Source organism: Candidatus Anaeroferrophillus wilburensis, assembly GCA_016934315.1.
Classification (GTDB): Bacteria; Desulfobacterota; Anaeroferrophillalia; order Anaeroferrophillales; family Anaeroferrophillaceae; genus Anaeroferrophillus; species Anaeroferrophillus wilburensis.
In genome coordinates this window covers 1-16,916 of record JAFGSY010000006.1, presented here as the reverse complement: position 1 = coordinate 16,916, position 16,916 = coordinate 1, and the positions used below count along the sequence as shown (strand labels likewise).

The following is a 16,916-nucleotide window of genomic DNA, read 5'->3' as shown; positions in this document are numbered from 1 at the left end:
AACTCTCTACGCTTTCTTCGCCGTCGCAATAGTGGCTACCCGATAGCAGCGAAGACAGCGGTCTGCCTCGGCCATGGCCTCCTGGGGAGAAAAGCCCTGTTCCACCTCGTCAAAGGTCCATTTGCGGGTCTCAGGAGGCAGCATCCCGAGCTGGTAACGCTGCCGACCGCCAAGAAACCCCACATCTTCCCCTTTGTCATAAACCTTGACGGCATCAAAGAGTTTGTCGAAGTAATCATCTTCCGTGGTTACCAGCGGCTCACCATTAATATACTTATCAATGTTGATGGCTGCCGTACGGCCGCCGGCGCAGGCGGTAATCAGGGCTCCCGGACCAGTTTCACAGTCACCGGCGGAAAAGATTTTCGGATTGTCGGTCTGCTTGGTATCCTCGTTGACCACCAGGGTATGCCAGCGAGTGGTCTTTACCTTGTCAACCCCTTCCAGCATGGACAGGTCGATGGTCTGGCCGATGGCCGGCACCACAATGTCGCAATCGAGAATAAACTCAGACCCTTCAACCGGTTCGGGCCGCTGCCGGCCGCTTTCATCCGGCTCACCCAGCTGCATCTTGATGCACTCAAGGCCCACCACCTTGCCGTTTTCGGCCAGCACCTTCACCGGATGCGTCAAGTAATGGAAGGTAACTTCCTCCTCGTGGGCATCATGGATTTCCACGTCATCGGCAGGCATCTCCTTCTCGGTGCGCCGATAGACCAGATTGACATCCTTTTTATTCATCCTGAAGGAGCAGCGGACGCAGTCGATGGCCACGTTGCCGCCGCCAACCACCACCACTTTGTTGCCTTCTGGATAAGGATCAATACCACTGTTAATATCCAGCAGGTATTGGACACCGGTGATGAAGCCTTTATAGCCGGCATCTTCACCATCCACCCGCATGGAGGCACTCAGATGGGCCCCGTGACCGATAAACACCACATCGTAGTCGGCTTCCAGCTGCGAAAGCTTCACATCCTTGCCGACTTCGGTATTGTAGTTGATGGTCACCCCCATCTTCTGGACCTGTTCCACCTCACCGCGAAGAATATGACGCGGCAGCCGATAATCCGGAATTCCTACGGCCGACATGCCGCCGGGCTCACCCAGTTTTTCATAGATGGTCACCTGGTGCCCTTTGCGGGCCAGATGATAGGCACAGGTAACGCCCGCCGGGCCGGCGCCGACAATGGCCACCGTTCCGGTTTTGGCTGCGGGTTCCACCAGATAGCCAGGCTCCTTACCCTTTCCCAGCTCATGGTCAGCAACAAAACGTTTGAGAAACTTAATGGAGACAGGTTCATCCAGATTGGCGCGCCGACAGTGATCCTCACAGGGTCGAACGCACACCCGGCCAACCACGCCGGGAAGCGGCAGCCGCTCACGAATCACCTCCAGCGACTCCTGGAACTTTCCTTCCCTGATGCATTCGACGTAGGTGGGGATATCCAGATGAATAGGACAGGCATCCATGCACGGCGCCGTTAATTTCGAACGATAGACCCCCGGGCTCACACTTTTACCCTGGGCGGCCTGGGCAAATTCATCGGCAAAATATTCCAGCGCATGGCGCAAAGGAACGGGACCGGACTGGCCGATATTGCATTTTGACGACTCACTGATCGATTCCGCCAACCGGGCCATGATCTCCAGGTCAGCCTGACGGCCCTTGCCGTTGCACAGCCTACCCAGGGTATCGGCGATCACCTTGGTACCGATCCGGCACAAAAAACACTTGCCGCAGGATTTTTCCTGAACCGCCTCCATATAGGAGCGGCAGAGATCGACGATGTTGACCTCGGAAGACCGCAGGACAATGCCATACCAGCCCATCAAGGCATTGATCTCTTCATCCTGCTGAAAATATTCCGGCAATGAAACATTCTTGACCGTTTCATATTCCTGAGGCTCCTTGCCGCGATTGTCAACTACATCGCCACCCCAGGAGCTGAAAAGTATCTCTGCCATCAGCCCACTCCCATTTCCAATCTTGTATCAACCCGCACGCTGTTTTTAGCGGTCAACCTCTCCCAGAACGATATCGATGCTGCCGATAATAGCAACCGCATCGGTAAAGAAATGTCCGGGAAGCATCCTTGACAAAGCACCAATAAGGATGAAGGCCGGGGATCGAATCTTCATCCGGTAGGGATTCTCGCTGCCATCCCCAACAACATAGTAGCCCAGCTCACCTTTGGACCCTTCAACCGACTGGTAGACTTCACCCACCGGCGCATGTGGTCCCTCACACTGAATCTTAAACCGACGGATAAGGGCGCTGATATCCTCCTGAACCATGTCCAGAGGCGGGTTGGAAACCCAGGGATTGTCCACCTTCACCGGACCTTCCGGCAGGTTTTCCAGCGCCTGCTCCACAATCCGCAACGACTGGGCCATCTCCTCCATGCGCACCAGATAACGGTCAAACACATCACCCTTGTCACCTACCGGAACTTGAAAATCGAAATCCTCATAACTGCTGTAGGGAATGGCCTTGCGCACATCGTAAGGAATCCCGGAACCCCGCAGGCTGGGACCGGTAAAACCGAAATTGGCCGCATCGGCGGCCGATACGACACCGATATTCATGGTCCGCTTGCGCCAGATGATATTGTCAGTCAGGAGGGTATGGTAACCTTCGAGGGCGGTGGGGAACCACTTGATGAATTCACGAACTTTCTTAATGAAAGCAGGCGTTATATCATTCGCCAGACCACCGACCCGCAGATAGGTGGGCGTCAAACGATAGCCGGATGCCTCTTCGATAATTTCATAGATCATTTCCCGATCACGAAACGCATAAAAAACCAGGGTCATAGCCCCGATGTCAAGCGCATGGGTACCGATCCATAGCTGGTGGGCGGCAATTCTGGACAATTCACCCATAATCACCCGGATGTATTCGGCCCGTTTGGGAACATCAATCCCCATCAGCTTTTCAGCCGCCATACAATATCCGAAGTTGTTCAGGGAGGCAGCCGTGTAGTCAAGGCGGTCGGTAAGGGTGATAATCTGCTGATAATTCATATTTTCAGCAATTTTCTCAATCCCGCGGTGCAGCTGACCGATATGCGGCGTTGCCTTGACAATAATCTCACCATCCAGTTCCAGCACGACCCGGAGTACACCGTGCGTCGACGGATGGTGCGGCCCCATGTTGAGGGTCATCAATTTGCCTTCAGCCATCTTTTTTCCCCAAGTAATATGTTACCGTACTTCAATCGTATCAGGATCCCAGACCTCATCGAAATCTTTCCCCAGCAGGGGAAAATCTTTGAGCAGGGGATTTCCATCAAAATCATCCCAGGTGAGAATTCTTCGCAAATCAGGATGGCCGGCAAAACGGATGCCCATCATATCGAACACTTCCCGTTCGGGGAAGTCCGCCGCCTGCCAGATCCCGATGACCGAGGGCATCTCCTCGCCTTCAGGCACCGGCACCTTCACCAGCAGCCGGGCGAAACTAGCCGTTGACAACAGGACATACACAACCTCAAAGCGTGGTTGACGCCGCCTTTCCGAGTTATCAATGGACAGCACATCGATCAACAGATCAAAGGAGAGCTGCGGATCATCATGAAGAAACGTCATCATCTCCATGAAGGCATCCTTAGCGACGGTTACCTGCAGGTCACCACGACAATCCTGATCGTCGATGACCGCTTCCGGAAACTTTGCCTTGATGAGTTCCAGTATTTTAGCGTTTTCCATGTACAGCACCACCCCGTCAAAAAAGACTCTTATTCAACAACATTAGGACGGATGTCATCGAAATGCTCTGTCCTGATCTTCTGCTGCAGCTTCATCAAACTGGCCAGCAGGGCTTCCGGCCGCGGCGGACATCCAGGGACATACACATCAACCGGAACAATCTGATCAACCCCCTGAACTACGGCATAGCTCTTAAATATACCGCCGCAGGAAGCGCAGGCCCCCATGGCTATCACCCACTTGGGTTCCGCCATCTGGGCATAAATTCGTTTCACCATCACCGACATCTTCTTGGTCAGCGTCCCGGCCACAATCAGAAGATCAGACTGCCTGGGCGAAGGACGGAAGACTTCGGAACCAAACCTTGCAATATCGTAGCTTGCCAAACTGGTAGCCATCATTTCGATGGCACATCAGGCCAGGCCGAAGGTGCATGGCCAGACGGAATTACTCCGCCCCCAGTTGACCAACGCGTTCAGGTTGGTCAGCAGGAAGCCATCCCCTTTTATGCCGCTCTCTACTCCCATTCCAACGCTCCCTTTTTCCAGACATAGATATAACAGATAAAAAGAATCACCATAAAAACCAGCATCTCGACAAAACCGAAGAGGCCGAGTTTACGATAATGCACTGCCCAGGGATACATGAAAACACATTCCAGATCAAACACCAGAAAGAGCAGGGCAACGACGTAGTACTTGATCGGGGTGCGGACAAAGGTATTGCCCTCGGTACGCATACCACACTCAAAAGTTTCGCGCTTGACCTTGAACCGGCGGCGCGGACCCAGGATACTGGATACCGCGACCGCAAAGACGCCGAAACCGATACCCACCAGCATCATCACCAGAACGGGAACATAATTAACCAACATTGTTTGCCCCTCGCGCAGTTAATAGTTAGCTTCTATAAATATGAGGTAAAACATAATTCTTAAACGGTGATAATATTCTTGTGAAGCTTTTATTAAACGAGGGATTTATATCTGAGGGTAACCCCCTTGTCAAGGGAAAAAAAGGCGGGAAACAAAAAAATATACTGTCGACACGACACAAAATAAAACCTATATTTTCAATAATCCGTATTCATTTAGATTCGTTTATGGGAAACGACCACTGCCATTATCATCCCTGCTCACGTGTTGCATGCCCCCACAACGATTATAAACCGAAGGTGCTGACGGCCACATCAATCAATGAAAGCTCTATAAAAGCAAAAAATAGTTTTACTCGGACAGGCTGATTACCCAAAACTGTCAGCTGGCTACCTTTGGTTATGTCTTGAAAAATGAGAATTTTTGTTTAAGAATAAGGCAGGAGAATATTTTAACCTCAGGAATACATTGACTATTATGAGGAGTAACCTGTGAGCCCAACGCAGTCATTAGGCAAAAAGCAATGCATAAGATACCTTTAGGGACAGAGCCATAATGATACTTTTAGCAAGATTACAGCTACCAGACCTTGCCCCACGGAGCACATCATCGACATCGAAAAAGCTCCTTTTTTACAAATGATTCTTCGACCCGGCTCATCACCTGAGTGGTCGGCATACCGGACGTTTTACACCAGGCAAGCCCAGTTCTGTATCCCGGCAGACGAACCAACAACAGCAGCACCATCAAACAATAAAATAGATTTTATTATGAATACAATATATAGTATTAACCTGTTGGAATGTTTGATATTTTTTTCTTGCAACCCCTTCCGATTCTATGCTATCTGCCAAGTTTGACCGGGCTTTTCATGCTACTATCCATATAGGCAATTTTCTATTCAGTAATAGATGAAACAGCATGCATTATTAAATTTTAGGTAAGAAGGAGTAAAACCATGACCCATCTCAAACGCATGTGGGAGTTGCTAACCGCCTTCCTTAAGGATTTCATTGGCGAAGCAATCCGGGGAACCAGGCAGCACAAGAAAGGGATTATTATTTTCCTTGTTGTTTCGTTTATCGGCCTGATTGCCCTGATGGCAACCCTGCTGCACCTGACGGCGAATTATCAATTTTGCGCCATGTGCCACAATATGGGCACCTACATTGAGTCCTGGAAACAGTCCTCCCACCGGGAAGTGAGCTGTCTTGAATGCCACTTTGAACCGGGCCTGATGGGGGAACTGAAAGGCAAATGGAAAGCCCAGACGCATGTGGTTTTGAAAATCACCGGCACTGCTCCGCCCCGTCCCCATACCCAGGTCAGCGATGCCAGCTGCCTGCGGGAAGGCTGCCATTCAAAGACTGACCTGAGTAAAAGTGAAGTGGTTTTCAAAGGGGTAAACTTCAGTCACGACACCCATCTGAGCGAACTCCGCCGGGGGAAAAAGCTGAAATGCACCAGCTGCCACTCGCAGATCGTCCAGGGGGCACATCTGACGGTAACGGAAACCACCTGCTTCACCTGCCATTTCTACAAGAAAGACCAGCATCCTGAAATGGCCGACTGCACCCTGTGCCACCAGCAGACCAAAGCCAAGATCTTTATTGATGCCAATGAAAACCTGCCTTTCATCCACAAGGATTATGTCGATCGGGGGGTTACCTGCCAGCAGTGCCATTTTGACGTGGTTTTCGGAGAAGGACACACTAAGGACAACATCTGTGTCCAGTGCCATGCCGAACCGGAAATTCTTGAAAGTCAGCATACCAGCGAACACATCCACCTGAATCATGTAAACCTTCATAAGGTGGAATGTTTCCGTTGCCATGCGGACATCAATCACTTCATTCCCCGGCCCTCGGACAGCCCGGTGCCAAGCAAAAAACAGGTGGAAAAAACGGTCCTCAGCGGCTATCACTATGACAGCAACTGCATCAAGTGCCATACCTTCGGCGAGCACAGTGTAAAACGGCAGATGTTCATGGGTAAGGGGGCCGAAGGAATCACCGATATGCCAAGCGCCATGTATCTGGCTCACCTGGATTGTGCCAGCTGCCATGTTGCCCTCACCGAGACAACTAGCGGCCAGGTTAAGGGCGTAAAACGGCAGGGCTACGATGAACTGATTACATCCTGTTCAGACTGCCACGGCCCCGGCTATGACGACATGGCCAAACATTGGAAGAAACTGCTGAACAAGGAACTGGAAAGCACAGAAGAGACGCTGCTGAAAGCCCGCAACAAGATTGCTGCTTACAAGAAAGCAGACCGCTATGGTGACGCCTCCCTGCTGTTGGAACAGGCCCACAATAACCTGCAGTTCACCAAAAATGGTCATGGTCTGCACAACATCGACTACGCCTTGAAAATTCTTGCCAGCTGCCGGGAAAACGTGGAGAAGGCGCTTGCCCTGGTGATACCGAAATATGTTGCCAAGGAGGTGCTCTCACCAACCGGCTGCACCGACCTCTGCCACAGCTGTGTCGAGTGTATTGAGACTAAACCGGTACCGTTCGGCAACGTCCAGTTCCCCCACGATACCCATGTTATTGATGAAGGGCTCAGTTGTGAAGAATGTCACAGCGCCCGGGAACAGCACGGAAAGACGTTCTTGCAGAACTGCAGCAGCTGCCACCACGGCTCCGGCATGGGCTCCGTCCAGTGTGAAGATTGCCACGTAGCAGCTTTCAACCTCTACAAGGGCCAGAATGCCTGCGATGAGATCAGCTGTGACGTTCGCGGTGCAGCCAATTCCATGGCCGAAGGGGTAACCTGCCAGGAATGCCATGTCCAGATTGCCGCCGGCGAGGAAAGCTCGCTTGAAGGCATCAAGGCCACCTGCATCGAATGTCATGACCACAGTTACGGACCAATGGTTGATGACTGGCAGGCCCAGGTGGAAGCCATGGACATAGAAAAACTTGCCCAGGACCTGCAGAATCTCCAACGGATGGTCCTCAACGCCATCAGAAACGGCCAGTACACCTACGACGCTCAGGACCTGCTCAATAACGCCGAGAAGAACCTGAAGCAGTTGGCGGAAGGCAACCCGATTCACAACCTTGAGTTCTCCAAGGATCTGGCCGGCAAAGTCCGCAGTCTGCTGGAGAAGGCTAAAGGAAAACTGCTGCACTATTCAACCATTAAGACGCTCAGCGAAGGAGAGTATAAGTAGATCCTTCACCGGCTGGCAAAAGCAATCATAAAGGGGCGGCTGAAAAGCCGCCCCTTTATGGTTCATTCACCACACCCTTTTTGTTTCACACTCCCCTGGTGCATCAACAATCCTTGCTGTCCACCGGCCTGCCGCCCGCGGGCGGCACACCAATCACCTTCCTACCTACCGATCGCTGATTTACGCAAGGTCTTCTCGGTGAAAAAGCCAGCTGAGCATGCGTGCCCCGGAACCACGATCACCCAGAGATATCATGTAGTCAGAAGCGGCCAAAGACTGCCGACATACTACTTGTTTGGGTATTTGTGGCCACTCCCACCATGGACGACAGACAGGCAAAGTTCACTGCCCATAGGCCCCAGGGACCACAAGAGCATGGCACTTAGTTGAGGACCGTAAAGGGGGACACCGGCTGCTACCTGCCCCCCCTCCCCCGCAATTGCTAGTACCATCTCCGACGGCCACAAAAAAACGGGAGCAGCTGCAAAGGCTGCTCCCGTTTTTCCATAGATTATGGGTACCATCCGCAGGCAGGTGGGTTACTTCGCCCCACCGCACACCTTTATCTGATAGGTTTCAAAATCAAAATCGGGGCTTTTTTCCGAGATATGGCATTGGAGGCAAATTGCCTCGTTTCTCTCCTTGACGATTTTTTTCGGGTCGCCATCGGATGATACATGCAGATGCCCCGGACCGTGGCATGACTCACACTGAACATTGGTATAAAAACCAATATGCTTCATATCCGTAAAACCGCCCTCCCGTTCATAAGCCAGAGAATGACAGGCAATACAGTCAGCATCAAATTGCTGATTTTTCTTGACCAGGGCTTGGTATGCCCGAGAATGTTCACTTGCCTGCCACAATGCATAGCGATCCTGATGGCATTTTGCACAGACCTCGACCCCAACATACTGGTTGCCGCCATCAACCCCCATGGACTTCTTGCCGGGAATGGTCATCGACTGGGTTGCCTTCACCTGTTGCAGACGTTTGATCTTTTCAGCCAGAGCTACGACTTTCGGAGCAATAACAGGGTGATCGGGAATTGAAAGCCGCAACTGGAAAAACTTATTGAGGTAGAAGCAGCGACCAACTTCACTGCCTTTCATCCGCTCAGCCACCGGCAACGCCATCAGCCCCTGCGCATCAAGGAACTTGACTTCCAACAAGCCGACACTCTTTCCTCCCCGGTCCAGATGAGTAATATAGGTCTGATTGATGTTAATTGGCAGGGAAATTTGATTCTTCCTGCTGCTGCCGACAATGAGGTTGATGGGCAGATCCTGCTGGGCCAGCCGCCGGCAATCACGACCCACCATATCGGTCAACAGAATTACATAATCCGCGCCGGCCTTTTTCAATGCAGGGACGAGCTCGGTTGCCACAGCATAGGGATCTTTGACCATAATTTTGTTGCCGCCGGCAACTTTATCAAGCTTCACATCATCGGACAGCAAGCCAAAGATGGCCACCTTGACTCCCTGCACCGTTTTCATCAACGAAGGCTGAAACAGCAGCTTGCCGTGCCGATCACAAAGGTTTGCCGACAGGAAGGGAAATTGGGCCTTGGCCTTTTTTTGCATCAGATAATCAATCCCCAGGGAGAGATCATAGGCGCCAACATTAAAGGCATCACACCCCATGGTATTGTACGAGGCCACTATCAGGTCGGCAGTCAGCTGCGCTTCCACCATTTTTTCAGGTTTCACCTCTTCCCGCCGGAACAGCAGGTTGCCGGCATTGACCACCAGCAGGGGACCCGCTTCCTGTCTCACTTCATCTAGGTATGTTGCTCGCTTGGCCAGACCGCCACGCGGATTTTTCTGTCAACCGCACGGGGTGACGGCACCGCGCTCGTCGCCCGAATAGAAAATATGAAGCGATTTCCCCGCGCTGCTGGCTGCCGCAGGCCCCACGAGAAAAACCAGCAGCAGGAGCATGACACCAAGTACCTGTAAATTTCTCACCATCTACCCTTTCCATATATTATGTCAGTGGCCGGCAGCGCCGCCAACCACCCTTTAAGAACCGTTTGACAACCCTTTTTTGGTGGGTACTGAAAGCATGGCAACGCCGGGAAATTATAGCGTGCATTCCCCACCAAAACCTTTGGGGATACTAGCACAGGAAGGATTTATGGCGCAAGTGAATATCAGTGGCTATCACCCCTTGACTTCGGCCGGCAGATAAGGTAAGCCCATCGTTGTTACAATGGACTATTTGCCCACCAGGCTAGGAGAACTCTCATGATGAAATCAACCATGTCGGAAAAACTTTTTGCCCGGGCTCAAAAGGTAATTCCCGGAGGAGTCAACAGTCCCGTACGGGCATTTCGCGCTGTCGGCCTGCCACCCAGGTTTATTGTCCGCGGCCGTGGCGGGCATATTTTTGATGCTGATGGCAACCAGTATATCGATTATGTCGGCTCGTGGGGCCCTTTGATTATCGGCCACAACCATCCGGCAGTCACCCATGCCATCAAAGAACAGGCTTCCCGCGGGTCCAGTTTCGGTGCCCCGACAACCCTGGAAATTGAGATGGCCGAACTACTGCTCGAGGCTCTGCCGTCAATGGGAATGGTCCGCATGGTAAATTCAGGCACTGAAGCCACCATGAGTGCCATCCGCCTGGCCCGTGGGGCAACCGGCCGCAAGAAGGTTATCAAGTTTGCCGGCTGCTACCACGGCCACGTTGATGCCCTGCTGGTCAAAGCCGGTTCGGGGGCGACTACCCTTGGTGTTCCGGACAGTTCCGGAGTGCCGGCAGAATTCACCAGCCTGACCCTTTCGGCAACCTACAACGACCTGGCTTCCGTTGACCTCCTCATCGACCAGTTTGGCAGTGATATCGCCGCCATTATTGTTGAACCGATAGCCGGCAACATGGGTACCATCCCCCCCGTTCCTGGCTTCCTCGAAGGATTACGGGAACGATGCACCAAGCAGGGAATCGTGTTGATTTTTGATGAAGTGATGACCGGCTTCCGGGTTGCCTACGGCGGTGCCCAGACGCTTTACAATATCAATCCTGACCTGACCTGCCTTGGCAAGATCATTGGCGGCGGCCTGCCGGTGGGTGCTTTTGGCGGCCGCCGGGAGATCATGTCTCAACTGGCCCCGCTGGGCAGCGTCTACCAGGCTGGAACGCTTTCAGGCAACCCTCTGGCCATGGCAGCCGGACGGGCAACGCTGCAGGTTCTCAAAGAGGAAAACCCCTATCCGGCACTGGAAGAAAAGGCCGCCTTTTTAGCCCGGGAAACAGCTAAGCTGTTAAAAAGCCACCAGGTTCCCCATTACTGCACCCGGGTCGGCTCCATGTTCTGCACCTATTTCACGGACACTGAAGTCTATAATTACCAGCAGGCCCAAGAGTCGGATACCGCTCTCTTTGCCCGCTATTTTGCCGGCATGCTGGAGCGAGGCATCTACCTGGCACCTTCCCAGTTTGAGGCCGGTTTCCTTTCAGCCGCCCATACCAATGACGATCTGGAACAGACGCTGACAGCCCTGGATGCAACACTTACCGAGTTGTCGGCCTCATGATTACTTTCATCTTGACTTTGCCGGGAAGCTTGTGATAAGGGATGCGTGCTTTGAGCACCGCAGATGTTCTTTTCCAAACCATGCAACAGTAAATGAGCGACCGGGGCAAGGCGCCAGAAGGTGTTGCCCGACTAAGGGACATCAACTCTCGTGCCAGTTGACAAAGCACCAAAATACAAGCAGGTTTTTAATCAAGTAAGCCGCTACGGCACGGTGGGCTTGGAGCTGGGGATTTCGGTGGCCATCGGTGTGGCTATCGGCTACTATCTTGACAAATGGCTTGACACCAGTCCTTGGCTGACGATCTTCATGATGCTGTGTGGGGTTGTCTCCGGCTTCAAGCGTCTTTTTTATGCCTTGAAAGAGATTGAAAAAGAGGAAAAGCAGAACAATCAGGAGTAAGCAGATGGCAGGAAAGCAGAGTGCCGACCAGGATTTAGAACTGAAACGGCTGAAGCGGATAGAAAAGCTGATTGTTGCCTTCGGAATACTGATAGCGGTTACTGCTTTTATGATGAAACAACCTTTGTTCCGTGGCCTGGATGCCTTGGCGGGCGGAGTGCTGGCCTTCCTCTATTTTCATTTTTTGGCAAAAACCATGCACGGGGCTTTCACCAGCCCTACTGAAGGACCGGAGGAGATTACCATATCGCCCCGTCTTGTTTTAAAGATATCAGCGCTCACCATGTTTTCAGTCATCATCACTCTGGTCCTGCTGGTACCGAAAATATGTCAGCCGGTGGGTTTCTTGATCGGCTTTTCGGCAATGTTTGTGGCAATCCTGTCGGATGCAGTGTTCACCGGCATGTTTGGCACCCTGAAACCTAAAAGCTAATTACCAGCCATCCTCATTAAGAATGTAAAAACTCAGGGAGGTTTTCTTCAATGCATCATGATCCCATTATCACGTTTGCCGATCTTATTCCCGGCCTAAACCACCTGCCGGCTTATGTCGCTAATGCGATTCTCATTGCCTTGATCATTGTTGCTCTGGTCCTGGTCGGCACGGCCAAACTGCGTAAAGGAACCCCGGAAGACCATCTGATTCCTGATGGCAAATTCAGCCTGCAGAATCTGCTTGAATCCATAGTAGAAGTTATTCTCAAGCTCATCAGTGACACCCTGGGAGCCGAGGTTGCCCGTGATTTTCTTTTTATTATCGGCGCCTCGGTTTTTTTCATTCTGTTCAGCAACCTGGCCGGCCTGGTACCTGGAATGAACCCGCCCACTGACAACCTCAACACCACTGCCGCCTGCGCCCTTACGGTCTTTGGCCTTACCCATTATTTTGGTTGGAAGGAACATGGGGCGAAATACTTACGTCAGTTTACCGGACCATTTCTCTGGCTATCGCCGCTGATGATTCCCATCGAGATCATCGGTCATCTCGCCCGGCCCATGTCTCTCTCCTTGAGGCTCTTTGGCAACATCATGGGCGACCATCTGGTGGCAGCGATTTTCATCATGCTGGCACCTCTTCTGGTTCCCATTCCCATTGCCTTTCTGGGGCTCTTCGTTGCCTTTGTGCAGACCTTTGTTTTTATCCTGTTGTCCATGGCCTATTTCAGTGGGGCAATTTCCCACGATCACTAAGATAGGAAAAGTACCATAAACCATTTTGGAAGGAGGTGAATCTGATGAAAAAAATGACTCAACTGTTGACCACGTTGGCAGTCTTGGGACTGGCAACCGCCGCCATGGCTGCTGAAGGAGCTACCGGTGGTATGGGCGGCCAGGCATTTGCTTATGCCGCGGCTATCGCCATCGCCGTTGCTGCATCCTGTGGCGCATTCGGTCAGTCAATGGCAATCAAATCCGCACTTGACAGTATCGGCCGGAATCCCAGCGCTGCTGGCAAAATCACCACACCGATGATTATCGGTCTGGCGATGATCGAATCCCTGGTTATTTATGCTTTGGTTATTGCTTTGATGCTGGTTCTGAAGATCTAATTTGTTTGCTTTTTTGCAAACCCCTTTCGGTCAAGTATAGTTCAGTCGCAGGCATCGAATTTTTAGATGCCTGCTTTATTTTACAGCACCCATGTATACAAAATATTGAATTGCATATATGTTATTACACATATAAGAAAATAACACCCAGCAAGTCATTATGGACATAAAAAGGAGCGGGGTAAGATTATTATGAAGAAATTTGCGACCAACTATTGTGGGTTCTTGGCACTGGTTCTGGTTCTCCTCTGTGCCTTCGGCTCCCCCATGCACTCGTGGGCAAAAGAGGCGGCCCAAGAGATCTGCCTGGAATGTATTTCAGTCGGTCAATGCCTGGAATGCCACGATGAGATCAGCAACTCGACATTTGCTGCTTCTTCTCATGGGACCAATGCCTGTACCAGCTGTCACCGTGACATCTACGACCTGGAAAAACATGCCGACTGCGAAGTTCCCATGCAGCCGGTTAACTGCGGCTTCTGCCATAAGGCCGAAGCCAAGGCGCACACCCTTTCCGTTCATGCGGATAATGATGTCACCTGCACCGACTGCCACTCCAACATCCATGAATCCCAGTCATTCAGGGGAGATAAAACCAAAGTTATCCAGATGTGTAGTGGCTGTCATGATAGCGGCGACTACCTGGAAAGCGTTCATGGTAAAGGGCTGCTGGCTGGCAACCCGGATTCGCCTTCCTGTTCCGACTGCCATGGACTCCATGACATCAAGGAGCAGCATGTCACGGACATCCACTCGGACACCGCCCGGGAAGCCCGCGAATTCCATACCAAATCCTGTCAAAAGTGTCATGCCGACAGTGAAATGATGAAACGCAATAATGTCTATACCCTGGCTTTCAAAACCTACGAACATGATTACCATGGCAAGGTCGAGCATCTCGGTGGAGCAGCCTATGTTGCCGGCTGTGCCGACTGCCATACGGCTCATAAACAGCTGCCCACTGATAACCCGGAATCATCCGTTTCGCCCGAGGGCCTGGTTGAAACCTGCGGCGCCTGTCACCCGAAAGCCAATGCCAATTTTGCCAAGTACATGCCGCACGCTGATTACCACGATAAAGAGAACTACCCGCTCCTTTACTGGACCTTTGTCGCCATGACCGGCCTGCTGGTTTCCACCTTTGCCTTCTTCTGGTTCCATACCGTTCTGTGGCTGATTCGCAGCTATATTGAAAAGAACGAGCTGCGCAAGCAGGGTATCTTTGTTCCCCATGCCCACAACCCGAAGGTATTCTACAAACGGTTCAGTTTCCTTGAAATCCTGCTCCATTTTGCCATGATGGTCAGCTTCATTGCCCTGGTACTCAGCGGCCTGCCCTTGAAGTTCAACCATGCCCCCTGGGCCCAGAGCCTTGCCGATCTGATGGGCGGCCCGCAGATGGCTGGCCTTATTCACCGCTGGGCCGCGGTGGTGACCTTCTCCTACTTCGGCACCACGCTGCTTTGGGTGATCTACTACCTGTTCATCAAACAGACCGGTGAAACCTTCCTGCAAAAACTGTTTGGACCTGACTCCCTTTGTCCGCGCAAAAAAGATCTTGACGACATCACCGGCATGTTCAAATGGTTCTTCGGGATGGGTGGGCTGCCACGTTTCGACCGCTGGACCTACTGGGAAAAATTTGACTTCATCGCCGTCTTCTGGGGGATGTTCGCCATCGGCTTTACCGGCCTGATGCTGTGGATACCGGAATTCTTCTCCGCCTTCCTGCCCGGCTGGATGTTCAACGTCGCCATCGTTGTCCATTCCGACGAAGCATTGCTGGCTTCCGGATTCATCTTCACGGTGCACTTTTTCAACACCCATATCCGTCCGGAAAAATTCCCCATGGATATGGTGATTTTTAATGGTGTGCTGCGAGGCTATGAGATGGAGGAAGAACGACCGGAACAGTATGAACGGCTCAAGGCCCAGGGTAAGCTGGATCAGCTGGTCACCAAATATCCCGGTGTGCTGCGGGAAGCCATTGGTCAGCTCCTCGGCTTTGCCGGTTTGGCTGCGGGTTTAATCTGCCTGCTGCTCTTAGGCTGGGGACTTTTAGGCTAGCCTACCAACGTTCTTTTCCCCGCTCAACAACGAAGGCGCCGTGCAGTTCTATGCACGGCGCCTTTTCTTTTGAATCTTTCCAGCCCCAGCCAGATCAAAAAACCAGTTCATCCCAAACCACCCCTCCACGGTACATCACTCTGGTCGATATGGAAGATATCCAACTGTGGTTTGTAGATGGTACTCCTGACATGGTAGATGCCCAGGAGGGAATGGAAGATATGGTCATGGGAGATGGGCTGTTCTCGCCGTGCCAGGAGGGTTTTCAGGTTGGCGACCCCCCGGTTACGGGCGCAGCTTTCCGACAGCCAGACGACGGCGCCAATGTGCTTCTGCTCCTCGGGAGCCATAAAATAGGGAAGACTGTGGAGGTAGATCCCCTTTTCCCCCAGTGACTCGCCATGATCGGACATATAGAGCAGGAAGGTGTCGTAATCAGCGGCATTCTTTTTCAGCAGGGCGATGGTCTGCCCGAGGAAGTAGTCGGTGTAGAGAATGGTGTTGTCATAGGCGTTGATCAGTTCGGCCGTCAGACTGTTCTGGGGGGCATTACCCCGGTATTCGGAGGTGAAGCGGCAAAAACTGTCCGGATGGCGCTTCCAGTAGGCCGGCCCGTGACTGCCTTTCTGGTGCAGGACAATCAGGATGTTGTCATTTGGATTCTGGTCGATCTCCTGCTGCAGGTTGAGAAGCAGGGCCATGTCGAAACATTCCCCGTCACGGACCAGGTCGGGTTGTTCGCCGGCCGGAATCAACGATGGCAGGATCTTTTCATAGGGGATTCGTTTGGCTACCCCTTTAGAGCTGGAATTGTTATCCCGCCAGAGTACGGCAACCCCCAGGCGCTGGAGGATATCAAGAATATTCTCATAACCGGCCGCTTTTTTGGCCGAATACTCCTCCCTTTTGAGGTGGGAAAACATGCAGGGCAGGGCTTCCGCGGTTGAGGTGCCGCTGGCGTAGGCCTTGGTGAAGCTCACCGCCTGTTCCCGGGCAAGACAGGGGTTGGTGTCACGCTGGTAGCCGTTGAGGGAGAATTCCTTTGCCCTGGCCGACTCACCGACCACAACGATACCCAGCAATTTCCTCTTTCCGCTGATGCCGTGCTTCTCAAGGACCGCATCTTCAGCAATCGGGGTGACCGTTTGCCCCACCTTGTGTTGTATCTGGTAGTATTTTTTCGCCGAATAGAGGCCATAGGTGGGGTTGATGACCATCCGCAGATACTTGTGCTGGCGTCCGATAAGGACAAGGCTGCTGTAGTTGCCGTAGATCGTTATCCCGGCAATGGCAAGGGCGACGGTGACGGCGGCCATATTGATGGCGCATTGCTTCAGTGGGGTGCGCCACCTGATGGAAACCTGCTGCAGGAGGAGCAGGGGAAGTCCGGCAAAAAGCAGGTAATGAAGGACAAGGGGGAGGCTGAGAAGTTCACCGGCCTCCCTGATGTCGGTTTCGAGGATGTTGCCGATCATGTTGTAGTCGATGACCGTACCGTACCTCATGCTGAAGTAGGAGATCGTCGCGGCCAGCACGATGACCACGGCGACGACTGTTTTCAACAGATAACGATAGCTTACGAGGCT

General features: G+C 52.3%; 14 protein-coding genes and 1 pseudogene. 7 read left to right on the top strand and 8 right to left on the bottom strand.

The features are described from left to right. Positions 1 to 6: 6 nt before the first annotated feature. The 5 genes and pseudogenes from JXO50_00655 to ndhC form a co-directional block, all read right to left on the bottom strand. The gene (locus JXO50_00655; protein MBN2331595.1) at positions 7 to 1,968 is read right to left on the bottom strand and encodes an FAD-dependent oxidoreductase; all 1,962 of its coding nucleotides are present in this window, start codon (positions 1,966 to 1,968) and stop codon (positions 7 to 9) included. A gap of 45 nt (positions 1,969 to 2,013) precedes the next feature. Beyond that, entirely contained in the window at positions 2,014 to 3,186 is a 1,173-nt protein-coding gene (nuoD, locus tag JXO50_00650; protein MBN2331594.1) for an NADH dehydrogenase (quinone) subunit D, read from the bottom strand. A gap of 21 nt (positions 3,187 to 3,207) precedes the next feature. Next, the gene (locus tag JXO50_00645; GenBank protein MBN2331593.1) at positions 3,208 to 3,711 is read right to left on the bottom strand and encodes an NADH-quinone oxidoreductase subunit C; all 504 of its coding nucleotides are present in this window, start codon (positions 3,709 to 3,711) and stop codon (positions 3,208 to 3,210) included. Between the two features lie 29 nt (positions 3,712 to 3,740). After that, positions 3,741 to 4,238 (bottom strand): annotated as a pseudogene (locus JXO50_00640) (NADH-quinone oxidoreductase subunit B). Further along, complete coding sequence (gene ndhC, locus JXO50_00635) at positions 4,229 to 4,585, bottom strand: NADH-quinone oxidoreductase subunit A (protein MBN2331592.1); 357 nt, start codon at positions 4,583 to 4,585, stop codon at positions 4,229 to 4,231. Before ndhC ends, JXO50_00640 begins: the two are co-directional and overlap by 10 nt. A 958-nt stretch (positions 4,586 to 5,543) precedes the next feature. On the opposite strand from ndhC, the gene JXO50_00630 reads away from it, so the two are divergent. Continuing rightward, positions 5,544 to 7,766 carry a NapC/NirT family cytochrome c gene (locus JXO50_00630; protein MBN2331591.1) on the top strand — a complete coding sequence of 741 codons (2,223 nt, stop codon included), beginning with the start codon at positions 5,544 to 5,546 and terminating at the stop codon, positions 7,764 to 7,766. A 539-nt stretch (positions 7,767 to 8,305) separates the two neighbouring features. Here the strand turns inward: JXO50_00630 and JXO50_00625 are convergent. Then, complete coding sequence (locus tag JXO50_00625) at positions 8,306 to 9,544, bottom strand: hypothetical protein (protein MBN2331590.1); 1,239 nt, start codon at positions 9,542 to 9,544, stop codon at positions 8,306 to 8,308. A 51-nt stretch (positions 9,545 to 9,595) separates the two neighbouring features. Beyond that, a complete protein-coding gene (locus JXO50_00620; protein ID MBN2331589.1) occupies positions 9,596 to 9,739 on the bottom strand; it encodes a hypothetical protein in 144 nt (47 codons plus the stop codon). Positions 9,740 to 10,018: 279 nt separating this feature from the next. Between JXO50_00620 and hemL the strand changes: the two genes are divergently transcribed. The 6 genes from hemL (at position 10,019) to JXO50_00590 (ending at position 15,330) form a co-directional block, all read left to right on the top strand. Continuing rightward, complete coding sequence (gene hemL / locus JXO50_00615; protein ID MBN2331588.1) at positions 10,019 to 11,311, top strand: glutamate-1-semialdehyde 2,1-aminomutase; 1,293 nt, start codon at positions 10,019 to 10,021, stop codon at positions 11,309 to 11,311. Positions 11,312 to 11,524: 213 nt separating this feature from the next. Continuing rightward, positions 11,525 to 11,713: an AtpZ/AtpI family protein gene (locus tag JXO50_00610; GenBank protein ID MBN2331587.1), complete on the top strand. Its 189-nt coding sequence runs from the start codon at positions 11,525 to 11,527 to the stop codon at positions 11,711 to 11,713. Between the two features lie 4 nt (positions 11,714 to 11,717). Further along, positions 11,718 to 12,146: a hypothetical protein gene (locus tag JXO50_00605; GenBank protein MBN2331586.1), complete on the top strand. Its 429-nt coding sequence runs from the start codon at positions 11,718 to 11,720 to the stop codon at positions 12,144 to 12,146. A gap of 50 nt (positions 12,147 to 12,196) precedes the next feature. Then, entirely contained in the window at positions 12,197 to 12,904 is a 708-nt protein-coding gene (atpB, locus tag JXO50_00600) for a F0F1 ATP synthase subunit A (protein ID MBN2331585.1), read from the top strand. 44 nt (positions 12,905 to 12,948) lie between these two features. Beyond that, positions 12,949 to 13,263: an ATP synthase F0 subunit C gene (locus JXO50_00595; GenBank protein MBN2331584.1), complete on the top strand. Its 315-nt coding sequence runs from the start codon at positions 12,949 to 12,951 to the stop codon at positions 13,261 to 13,263. A gap of 192 nt (positions 13,264 to 13,455) precedes the next feature. After that, positions 13,456 to 15,330: a cytochrome c3 family protein gene (locus tag JXO50_00590; GenBank protein MBN2331583.1), complete on the top strand. Its 1,875-nt coding sequence runs from the start codon at positions 13,456 to 13,458 to the stop codon at positions 15,328 to 15,330. Positions 15,331 to 15,437: 107 nt separating this feature from the next. Here JXO50_00590 and JXO50_00585 read toward each other — a convergent pair. Continuing rightward, positions 15,438 to 16,916 (bottom strand): phosphoethanolamine--lipid A transferase (locus JXO50_00585; GenBank protein ID MBN2331582.1); only part of this gene is annotated, 1,479 nt, incomplete at its 5' end.